The sequence below is a fragment of the Grimontia marina genome (assembly GCF_900060185.1).
Taxonomy (GTDB): domain Bacteria; phylum Pseudomonadota; class Gammaproteobacteria; order Enterobacterales; family Vibrionaceae; genus Enterovibrio; species Enterovibrio marinus.
Window position 1 is genome coordinate 1 of the sequence record NZ_FIZY01000092.1, and the last position, 10,632, is coordinate 10,632.

At 48.2% G+C, this 10,632-nt stretch carries 7 protein-coding genes, 1 tRNA gene and 2 rRNA genes; 9 read left to right on the forward strand and 1 reads right to left on the reverse strand.

The genetic code is table 11. The features are described from left to right. The 3 genes from GMA8713_RS24405 to GMA8713_RS24415 all read left to right on the forward strand — a co-directional run. Positions 1-99: ribosomal RNA gene (locus tag GMA8713_RS24405) — 23S ribosomal RNA — on the forward strand; the annotation flags it as partial. Positions 100-224: 125 nt separating this feature from the next. Beyond that, positions 225-340, forward strand: a 5S ribosomal RNA gene (gene rrf / locus GMA8713_RS24410). 15 nt (positions 341-355) lie between these two features. After that, positions 356-432: transfer RNA gene (locus GMA8713_RS24415), tRNA-Asp, on the forward strand. 504 nt (positions 433-936) lie between these two features. Here the strand turns inward: GMA8713_RS24415 and GMA8713_RS24420 are convergent. After that, positions 937-2,298 carry an MATE family efflux transporter gene (locus tag GMA8713_RS24420; RefSeq protein ID WP_062715146.1) on the reverse strand — a complete coding sequence of 454 codons (1,362 nt, stop codon included), beginning with the start codon at positions 2,296-2,298 and terminating at the stop codon, positions 937-939. Positions 2,299-2,504: 206 nt separating this feature from the next. Here GMA8713_RS24420 and GMA8713_RS24425 point away from each other — a divergent pair, with 206 nt between their 5' ends. The 6 genes from GMA8713_RS24425 to GMA8713_RS24450 all read left to right on the forward strand — a co-directional run bounded on the left by GMA8713_RS24425 (position 2,505) and on the right by GMA8713_RS24450 (position 10,229). Beyond that, a complete protein-coding gene (locus tag GMA8713_RS24425; RefSeq protein WP_062715134.1) occupies positions 2,505-4,295 on the forward strand; it encodes an IucA/IucC family protein in 1,791 nt (596 codons plus the stop codon). Beyond that, positions 4,282-6,003, forward strand: a complete 1,722-nt coding sequence (locus GMA8713_RS24430; RefSeq protein ID WP_062715136.1) for an IucA/IucC family protein — start codon at positions 4,282-4,284, stop codon at positions 6,001-6,003. The genes GMA8713_RS24425 and GMA8713_RS24430 overlap by 14 nt, the downstream gene beginning before the upstream one ends. 7 nt (positions 6,004-6,010) lie before the next feature. Continuing rightward, positions 6,011-7,267, forward strand: coding sequence for an AMP-binding protein (locus tag GMA8713_RS24435; protein WP_062715138.1), 1,257 nt, complete (start codon positions 6,011-6,013; stop codon positions 7,265-7,267). A gap of 9 nt (positions 7,268-7,276) precedes the next feature. Then, positions 7,277-8,548 carry a DUF6005 family protein gene (locus tag GMA8713_RS24440; RefSeq protein ID WP_062715140.1) on the forward strand — a complete coding sequence of 424 codons (1,272 nt, stop codon included), beginning with the start codon at positions 7,277-7,279 and terminating at the stop codon, positions 8,546-8,548. Position 8,549: 1 nt separating this feature from the next. Next, positions 8,550-9,416 (forward strand): sugar phosphate isomerase/epimerase family protein, encoded by an 867-nt coding sequence (locus GMA8713_RS24445; RefSeq protein WP_062715142.1) that lies wholly within the window; start codon positions 8,550-8,552, stop codon positions 9,414-9,416. Between the two features lie 108 nt (positions 9,417-9,524). Further along, the gene (locus GMA8713_RS24450) at positions 9,525-10,229 is read left to right on the forward strand and encodes a response regulator transcription factor (RefSeq protein WP_062715144.1); all 705 of its coding nucleotides are present in this window, start codon (positions 9,525-9,527) and stop codon (positions 10,227-10,229) included. Positions 10,230-10,632: the final 403 nt, after the last annotated feature.

Sequence of the window (10,632 nt, forward strand, 5' to 3'; positions counted from 1 at the left end):
CTAAAGGGTTGTTGGAGACGACGACGTAGATAGGTCAGGTGTGTAAGCGCTGCGAGGCGTTGAGCTAACTGATACTAATTGCCCGTGAGGCTTAACCATACAACACCCAAGGGGTTTTGACGGACTCGGATAGAACATTGAATGTGTAGAGAACATAGAAACAGCTTTCCAAGATTACTTTTGCCTTCAGTTTTTTGAAAAACTGAAAGTAAAAAAAGAATTTGCTTGGCGACCATAGCGTTATGGACCCACCTGACTCCATGCCGAACTCAGTAGTGAAACGTAACAGCGCCGATGGTAGTGTGGGGTCTCCCCATGTGAGAGTAGGACATCGCCAGGCTTCCAATTTAAGTGTGGAGCGGTAGTTCAGTTGGTTAGAATACCGGCCTGTCACGCCGGGGGTCGCGGGTTCGAGTCCCGTCCGCTCCGCCACTTCTTAGAGAAACCTCAGCCGAAAGGCTGAGGTTTTTTGCTATGTGCGATCCGGGAAAGTGCTTAGCACCTTGGGTCGCGGCACTGGCCGTGCGCATTGAGTCCCATCTGCTCTGCCACTTTTTAAGAAGCCCTGCTAGAAATAGCGGGGCTTTCTTTCGTTTACGATAAAGCAAATTTATCCCGTCACAAGAAACTTCAAACTGTACTTCCCTGTCGAAAGGCTGAGGTTTTTTACTTTCTGCGATCCAGAATAATTCTGCTCACTCTGGGCCGTCGCGCCAGAGGTAGGTGCCACTTACTGTGTGCGACTATAGAGCCTTTAGATCCTTTTTGCAGTCAATCCTCAGCTTCACTTCTTTATGGTTTGAGTCTTCTTTAAATGATGACCATGAATTCGTGATTCAACTGGTCAGGTTGCTGTAGATGTTGATTGTCGAAGGACAGGCAGGAAGATGACTCGATACTATTTAAAGCCCTGCTGGTTCAGCAGGGCTTTGTCGTTTAAGCACTATTGGTCGCTAGATGCCTTTTTATGCTCATGTGCTTTTGCTGCCTGATAAACAGAGCGCAGGCTATGAGGAGGGTAAAGAATTCGGCAAGAGGAAGCGCAGTAAGGAAGTGCTGGTCTTTAAAGAAAATAACCAAACCGAAGATCAGTGATACAGGGAGTACCAATCCTCGACTCAACGCGATGGCTGCTGATTGTTTTGGCAGTTGCATTGCGGTGAAGTAAGCGGAAATAAGAACGTTAATTCCGCTGAGCATCAGGCATGGCCATATGATGGCGATGTAACTGAGAGCGTGTGAAGATGCTTTCTCATCCAGATCTGTCAGGAAGAGCTCGGTCACTGTATCGGGCTTTACAAGGCAGAGATAAACCAAGGCACTGCTAATAAATACGATTGTGGTTGCGGCGAGTGCCATGAAACGATTGATACGGTATAGGTTACCCGCCCCTTTGTTTTGACTGACTAAAATATGGATAGCATCGACCACGCCGTAGAACATCATCATGCTGACGAACAGAATGTAGTTGGCAATCGAAAAACCTGCGACCGCTTCCTGACCGCCATTTTTCATCAATAACCAATGTACGGTGAAGATAACGATACCTACGGAAATTTCATTAATGAATTCCGAAGCACCGTTGATAAGCGCACTCACAAACTTCCTTATCTCTAATCCTGCCTTTGAGAGCGACAAGGTTCTCGAAGGTTTCGCGAAATAGAAAATAAGCACCGACAACTGTAGTAGCTGTGCAAAGGTTGTTGCCCACGCTGCCCACTCTATCCCAAGTCCCAGTACTCCCAGGAAAACGTAATCAAGAGTAATGTTGGTCGCTGCGCCTACCATAAGCGCGGCGGTTGCAAGCATTGGGAAACCATCAGCGCGCACAAAGTAATAGAGTACCATGGTGGTCAGCTGGACAATCATGCAGACGGTGAGAACACTGAAGTAGCGCTCCATGAGCGGATGAAGTGAAGCTGGTGCCCCTAGAAAGTAAAAGAGTTCAGTGCTGAAGATGGAGCTGATCATCGCCATCGACGTACTGAACCCGAATGCGCCCAACATAGACTGCGTGAAGGCAGCATTGGCTTTATCAAGTTCGTCCTTGCCTATATGTTCCCCTGCTTGAACCGTTCCGCCAATAGCAATCATCAAAGACACTGCGAAAACAAACGTGATGTAAGGAATGAGCAGGTTGATGGCTGCCAGTGCGTCGGCACCCAGAAATCTGCCGACGAACATCCCATCAACAATACTGGCACTAGAAATTGCAACGAGACCAATAAATGAAGGGATGGCGAAATAGAAGAAGGTAGGGACTATCGGTGCGTCCAACACACGGTTCTTTGAAGTCATAATCTTTGTGTAGAGAGAATAATGGATGGTCATGATGCGTGAAGAGGATGCCACCTTCACGTGCGGTAAAGGTGATGTGGGACTTACCTTATGGCGTGTTGTAACAATGGTAACTTTTAGTGTAATGAGAATTAATATCAATTAGGATCCTTGGCCTTATCAGATTAAACGCCATTCAGGCGCGCTTGGTATAAGGCGAGGGAAACGTGAGTCAGATAGCCAGCAACATCGCAGAGAAAGCATCCTTTCAAGCATTCTTTAACTGTTATCTGAAAGAGGTCGACGCTGGAGATTGGTCTCCCGCTTCACGCTGGCAGATGTCGGTGGGCCGATTGGGGGATGTGGCAAAAGACAAGTGGATTGTCGAGATTTCACTGCCACATTTAGTAGGAAAGCTTGCCGTAAATGTTGAATACCGCTCATTGGTGGGGAATCACCGATTTGGCGAAGTACTGATTCAATTTGATAAGTTCTCTTGGAAAGTGGTCTCAGAGACGCATGCTTTACAACAACTGATCGAAGGGATCTTCCACGCCAAGTCAGCCGCTTTTGAATGCAAGCAAGAGCTCATGCTGCGTGTGATTGAAAGCCAGAGATTAATGACGCAATACATTGAAGAGCGTCGTGGCGATCCATCGCTCAGCAAGCCAAATTTCATTGATGCCGAGCAATCATTGCTTTTTGGTCACTGGCAACACCCCACACCGAAAAGCCGTCAGGGAATGCTGGAATATCACCATGCATTCTATGCCCCTGAAACCAAAGGGCACTTTCCCCTTCATTACTTCAGTATTGACCGAGCACTGATCAAGCAACGGTCTGCGATCCCGCTGACCGCAGAAGAAGTGATCACCGAATCTTTGCCTGCTGCGGCGGATAAACCAGAAACCCATATTGTGGTTCCCATGCATCCTCTTCAAGCGCAGTGGCTTCTTCATCAAAACGATATTCGAGAGTTGGTAAAGATGGGCGATATTAAGGATTTGGGAAGCTATGGACCTGAATTTACCGCCACATCTTCTGTGCGCTCTCTCTATCACCCGAATCTGGATTGGATGTACAAATTCTCCCTACCAGTAAAAATCACCAACTCACTGCGTGTTAACAAACGTCATGAGCTGGATGCTGGTGTGGTCATGGCGACCCTATATCGCAAAACAGGTTTCAGTGACCGCCATGCCTGCTTCAAGGTCATTACAGATCCCGCATACATCACGGTCGATTTGCCTGGTCAGGAAGAAAGTGGTTTTGAAGTCATCATACGCGAGAACCCTTTCCCTGAAGGCAATGATCAAGATGTCTTTACCATCGCGGCATTGACTCAGTCTCCAATGCCAGGTGAAAGCTCAATGCTTTATGACGTCATCAGCAAGCTTGCGAACCGAAATGAAGCAGATTACCTGCGCATTGCCATCAAGTGGTTTGCCAAATACTGGGAATGCGCCATAGAGCCAATGATTGCGCTCTATGACGAACATGGCATTGCGCTTGAAGCTCACCAGCAAAACAGTGTGATTGAGATGAAAGAGGGGCTTCCGTCGGTTTATTATTTCCGTGATAACCAGGGCTTCTACCTTTCCAAAGCGTATCGTGGATATCTGGCAACCATGGAGCCGGATTCTGTCACCGTAGACTCTCTCTATTTCGATGACGATGTTATCTGCGATCGTTTTGCTTATTACCTGTTCATCAACCATCTGTTCTCCATCATTGGCCGCATGGGAGCAGATGGTCTGGTTGAAGAGCGAATTCTTATCAGCTTCGTTCAGCAGAGGCTCTATGCGCTGAGAAATACCCTTTCCGGTGCGGGAAAACTGTTTGTCGAAAAGCTGCTGTCAGAATCAGCTATCCCGGTAAAAGCCAACTTGTTAACCCGTGTTCATGATGTTGATGAACTGCTGGCAGACAACGAACAAGCTATCTATTGCACGATTTCCAACCCGCTTGTGATGACATGTCTGGAAGAGCCGATGGAGGTGAACTATGCCTCTGCCTAATAGCCAGAACTTGTCAGCGATTGAAAGAGTCATCAAGCAACTGTTAGAAGCGGTACTGTTTGAAAATTGCGTCGAAGTCTCTGATAAAAAGGGGAAGTTCGCTTGGAAGCTTGGGGAAAGAGAATATCTCATCTCGGGTCAGCGAGGCGTATTTGGTCGCTATCGACTCGATATTCAGTCGTTATGTATCGATGGTGTTCGAGCCAATGTTTCTGCGCATTGGCAGCAGATCATTGAAGATTTGCCTGCAACAGAAAAAACCAAATACGCGCTTGCCGAAGAGTTCTCACAAACAGCTGCTCTTTGCGAATGGAACCGTCGACATGTCAGTAAGCCTGAATCCCGTCGATACCAAGATTTTGAAACCTTGGAAGGCTCGCTGGATGAAGGACATCCTTACCACCCTTCCTTCAAGGCGCGTACCGGATTCAGTGCTGCAGATCATGAAGCTTATGGTCCTGAATCTTCAAAGCCTTTTTACCTTTGTTGGCTCGCCGTTAAACGCACCCACATCAAACAAAATTTGCCACAGCCCCATGACGCTTTCTGGCTTAGAGAGCTTGGCCGTGCACAATGGCTAAGGCTGTCTGGGGCATTGAGTGCACAGGACAAAAGTTGGGATGAATATTCGCTGTTGCCCATGCATCCATGGCAATGGCAACAGTTGAAGCAAGAACAATTGCTAGAGCCACTTGCTGATCAAACCCTCATATTTCTGGGCTTGGGGGCGGATCAATACACCGCATCTCAATCTGTTCGCACCTTAATGAATGCAAGCTATTCCGATAGAGCCAATATCAAATTGCCTTTGAGCATGGTAAATACCTCATCGAAGCGAACATTGGCACCGCACTCTATTTGTCTGGCGCCTGTGGTTTCTTCTTGGCTTAACCGGATTATTGAAAGTGACTTCGAACTGTCGGCGCTCTCTATTTTGGAAGAGTACGCAGGTGCCCGTTTCCATGTGCCAGGGATGACATCTGAAACATCTCCGTTGGCTTCAGAAGTTGCGGTTATCTTCCGAGAAAGTGTGCAGCCAAAATTGCGTGAGGGTGAGTCAGCGATTCCCTTTAACGCGTTAATGATGCTTGAAGATGACGGCTTACCTTTCATTGCTGGCTGGGTAGAAAGCTATGGCTTGAATATCTGGTTGGGCCGTTTAATCGATGTCGTGGTGCTGCCTGTATGGCACCTACTGGTTAAACACGGCATTGGTATTGAACCTCATGGTCAGAACATGGTGTTGGTTCATCGTGATGGCTGGCCGGAACGAGTCATAGTGCGGGATTTCCATGAAAGCGTGGAATATCACCTGCCATTTTTGGCCAATCCAGAATGGTTACCAGACTTTGCTTCCATTGAACCTTTCCTCGCCGATGCTCCGATCGATGACTACTACGGCATGAGTTCTGTGGAGCTTTTGCGTGAATTGGTGATGGACACCCTCTTTATTTACAGCCTGACAGAGGTCTCTTTTCTCATAGAAAAAAGCTACGGCATGAGCGAACAAAGCTTTTGGAACATGGTAGGCCAAAAGCTCGAAGACTATGCCGATGACCACCCAGAACTTGATAGCCGCTTGCAGCAACTTGGCTACACCGAGGCGCAGGTACTGACGGAGTCTCTGATGACCCGAAAGTTCAAAGGAAGCCAGGCTGAGTGTCACCACTTGGTGTCCAACCCATTTCATAAATATTCTCAAAAATAGGGACGTTATGATTTACGTAAATGATGACTTTTTCAGTCATGAATTCTTTGAGCGCAGTAACGAAGCGTTCCGCTCACACCCTGAACTTGGCAGCTGCGCAGGGAAGCGCTTTGCTGTTTGCACAGAAGACCCAGCTTATCTGCTGGCGGTGTGTTTGTACCTTAAAGCCAATGGCGGCTCTTTTTACCCCATTTTCGCCCCGACGCCCCGTCTTGCTGCCAAACGATTAGCAACACGCGCCCAGTGCCACGTCCTGCTATTTGAACAAGGGCAACCTGCGATGTCGCTTCAGCAAGAAGGTGATGATGACGTGGCTGTGCTGGTGCAAACCAGCTCCGGCACCACCGGTGAGCCAAAGGTGATCACCCGAAGCTGGTCTTCAATCGACGAAGAAGTAGAAAGCTACGTCGCGAAGTTCAAAAAGCCGAACAAGATGACTCCACTGATTGCCTGCCCGATCACCCATTCCTATGGCTTGATTGCCGGTGTATTTGTGGCACTGAAGCGTGGTCAATCACCAGTCATCATTAACAACATTAACCCGAAATTCCTGCTGAAAAAGCTGATGACTACGCCGGATCATTTGCTGTATTCGTCCCCAGCTTTGATTCACTCAGTGGTGCAGCTTTACCCGAAAGGCCAACAACTGAATGCCGTGATGACCTCGGGCACTGTGTTACCCAAAGCCTGGTTTGAGGCATTGCGTGAAAAAGCCAAACATGTCTTCCAGCAATATGGCTGTTCAGAAGCTGGCTGCATTGCCATTAACTCGGATACCAAGGCGGCTAATCACATCGGTACCCCGCTTGGACATCTCAAGGTCAATGCCGGTATCGACACGTCAAGACCGGGAGAGATCGTGGTGCAAAAAGGGGATGACATCATCTTCACCAAAGATCTGGGCTATTTCGATGAGCAGGGTCAGTTGATCTTCGTTTCCCGTGCAGACGACATGATTAATGTCTCTGGCCTGAATGTGTACCCACAGGATGTTGAGAACGTGGTACTTGAGATCGCAGAGATCTCCGAAGCCGTGGTCTTCAAACGCTCTGATCCGCTATCAGGTGAACGGGTCTGTCTGCAGTTTGTAGCAAGCGATGCACTAGAACCAAGCCGGATCCGAAAATGGTGTTCGACACGGCTGGCATCCTATCAACTGCCCGTCGATATCGAGCAATGCACAGTGATTGAAAAGATGGCCAACGGAAAGATCAACCGTAACGTGCTGTCTCAAAGCAAAATTTCTATTCCAGCGATAGGTTAAGGAGCGCCCATGGAACGCGAACAATTGATTGCATCCATTCGCCAGGTATTGAGCGACAACATGCAAAATGCCCACATGGAAAAATTCAGTGAGAGTGCAAGGCTGAATGAAGACCTTTATCTGGATTCGGTGCTGATACTTCAGCTAATCCTTCACCTTGAGCTGGATCTGGGATTGACCGTGCCGGAGGAAAATATTACCGCGGCAGACTATGCGACGGTTTCCAGCTTGGCGGACTTCCTGTGTCGCATTGAACGTAATGAGCCTGCCCCAAAAGCGCAGGAGGAAGAATTTGAAGACGTCAAAGTACATTGCTTTGTCAGTTGCGTCTGTGAGTCTTTAAAGCGAAAAGGCATTGATCACCGTCCGTTTTACTTCGGCGTTTGGGATGCGACCTTCACCATCAGTGAGAACTACCAGCTTCAATACCACTCCGACGAGATAAACCATGGCAGTTTTCTTGATTGGTACCACCGCCTGTATGGTGTGGCGCTGGCTCCTTGGTATGACGAAGGCAAAACCAAACAAGACAACATTGAAGAAATGCAGCGTCTGTTGGCAACCAAAGCAGAAACCTCACACCTAATGGTGATGCTGGATATGTATCAATTACCGGAGCGTGAGAATAAGTTCAACCAGAACCCTTTTCCACACTATGTGATGCTTGAGAACACCCATGATCCTAAAACCCTATTTATGTCCGATCCGGATTTCCGTTGGGAAGGAGAGCTCGAAAGCGCGCGTATCTTCAATGCAATCTCCCAACCGAGTGTGGCAGGCGGCTACCTGCTGGATGAAACCGGTTTAAAACATGCGGATGACCGCGATGTTCAAGCTTACTTTGAGGCGTGCTTTATTGCTGACGGTAACCCGCTGACGAGTGCCATTCGACGCATTCTGGACGCTCATGTCCGCGGTTATGCAGGGGTAAAACTCGCGGATCTGTCATTGGCATTGCGTGAAATTCGGGTGATCGCAGTGCGCAAATATGCCTATGAGCACGGCTTTGCTTTCTTCTGGCGTGCGCTTGGTCTGCCTGATGATGACTTTGAGATCTGGTGTGATGTCATTGAAGAGCTCATCCAAACCTATAGTCGGATCCAATACCAAATCATGAAGCTGGCAGAAACCGGCGATCTGGATCTGCAGGTCGAGATCTATGCCTTGCTGAATAAGCAGGATCGTACGGAGTTTCGCATCAAAAAACGCCTCAACGAAGTCTATCGTGATTGGTGCGAACTGAACGATTTACCGCTTGAAGCGGCAGTAGAGGTTGCCTGATATGCAGCTTTCAATCTGTACCATTTCATTCCGACACCAGCTTGTTTCAATGGACAATCTGGCGGAGTGGGCTTGTTGCCACGGGTTTCAGGGTATTGAGCTTTGGGGAGCTCATGCCCTGAGCCTGGAGGCACAGCCGCAATATGATGCCAAGTGGCTTAACGACATGGGACTGTCGATTTCCATGTTGAGCGACTATCTGCCGATTGCGGGGGATAAGCGCAATGCCTGGCAAAAATGCCGCCATATCTGTCGATTGGCAAAACAGTGGGATACCAAGAAGGTGCGCACTTTTGCTGGTCATCAAGCGAGTAGCGAAGTGGGAGCAATAGCGCGTAAGGAAATGACACAGCGCCTGAGAGGGATCTGTGAGTACGCCGCCGATCAGGGTTTGGATGTGCTGGTAGAAACCCATCCCGGTACGTTGGCCGACACCTCATCATCAATCATGCAGTTGATTGATGAAGTTGATCATCCAGCACTGAAGCTTAATTACGACACCTTGCATGTTTGGGAGTCCGGCGAGGATCCGGCTCAATTTCACCAGCAGGTAGAAGAGCACGTTGGTCATTATCACCTTAAGAATGTGCTGTCGCGGGAACTGCTAACCGTTTTTGCTCCGGAAAACGTCTACTCGCCAGCAGGGAGTCGATACGGCATGGTGCCGTTGCTGGAAGGGGCAATGGACTACCAACAGTTTTTGTCACAGGTACTCGGTAAGCCTGCAGCGACGGCTTCATTGGAATGGTTTGGACATAATGTGAAACAGACATTATTGGATGACAAAGCGGCATTGGATGAGATGAAACTGAGCTTACTGAGAGAGAACCCATCAAGAATTGTTGGCTGCCCAGATTATTTAACCTGATTATGTGATCTCGGTCTCCCTTAAGCAGGTTCGTGCTTTAACTTTAAATAATGATATTGATAATCGAAATCATTATCGTTTATGAGTTAGTAACCTTTAGGTAACGGAATGTCCCTACACAGTGCACCATCGGCAGGGCAAATCCTGATTGTTGACAGAAACCGAACGTATTGCGAAAAGCTGATACATCGTTTCAATGAGAAAGGCTTTGCCATCAGGCGTTGTGTTTCTGATTCACAGGCTTCAGACATCTATCGAACCACCAATCTCGATCTCGTCATCTTTGCTGCCGACCTGCCTGAAATGGAAGGTTTTCGTTTGCTGAAACGCTACCGGGAGGAGGCCGCAACGCCGATTCTGATGCTGGATGATACATACAATCACCATGATTGCATGAACTGCTTTTTGTTTGGCGCTGATGACTATATAACGAGGCAGCAGCCTCTGGATGAAATCGTTTGGCGTGCTGCTGCCGTGCTAAGGCGAAGCGCTCAGATTCCTACCAAGGAGAACAAAACCCAATTGGTGGTGGACGAGTTGGTACTGGACAGAAAATATCAGACTGTTTTCTATGATGGAGAGGAAGTCTCTGTCACACCCATTCAGTTCAAATTGCTCTGGACATTGGTGTTCCAGCAGCATCAGGTGTTATCCAAATACTTTCTCTACAGGCAGGTATTGGCGAGGGACTTCCAAAAGTACGATCGCAGTCTTGATATGCATTTGAGCAGAGTGCGTAAGAAGCTGGTGGGGGTCGGCATGGCGGCTGAGCGATTACAGACCGCCCATGGAAAAGGATATTGCTTCTCTTAAATAGCGCCATCTGGCGCTATTTTTATATATTTATACCCATATATGGTCTCCTCCTAGTTTGCAAGACGACAGGTTTGATTGAAGGGACAGGTTTGCTTTCATATATCCGGCCTGTTTGTGAAGCGTTGCTTCTGGCCTTGATGAGACTTCGCGCATACTGGCCTTATCAAACAATCGGCTTCTAGAGCCTCGGGTATAGCCAGGGTTTCAGTATGCCGGTCTGACCTGTTTTCATCTTGCCTGTTGCCTTCGCAACCTTGGTGTGATTTCCTTTTGTTCTAATGCTTTCTTATGCTGTCACTGGTTTATAGGTTTCTTGCCGTGTAACAACTACCCACGCTATCCGTATAAGCTTGTTCGCTAAGGCCACCGTCGCTTTGTTAAAGCCGCGCGTAGCAACTAG

Coding starts and splice junctions, on each gene's coding strand:
- GMA8713_RS24420 (WP_062715146.1), bottom strand. CDS start 2,298: ATGACTTCAAAGAACCGTGTGTTGGACGCACCGATAGTCCCTACCTTC.
- GMA8713_RS24430 (WP_062715136.1), top strand. CDS start 4,282: ATGCCTCTGCCTAATAGCCAGAACTTGTCAGCGATTGAAAGAGTCATC.
- GMA8713_RS24435 (WP_062715138.1), top strand. CDS start 6,011: ATGATTTACGTAAATGATGACTTTTTCAGTCATGAATTCTTTGAGCGC.
- GMA8713_RS24440 (WP_062715140.1), top strand. CDS start 7,277: ATGGAACGCGAACAATTGATTGCATCCATTCGCCAGGTATTGAGCGAC.
- GMA8713_RS24445 (WP_062715142.1), top strand. CDS start 8,550: ATGCAGCTTTCAATCTGTACCATTTCATTCCGACACCAGCTTGTTTCA.
- GMA8713_RS24450 (WP_062715144.1), top strand. CDS start 9,525: ATGTCCCTACACAGTGCACCATCGGCAGGGCAAATCCTGATTGTTGAC.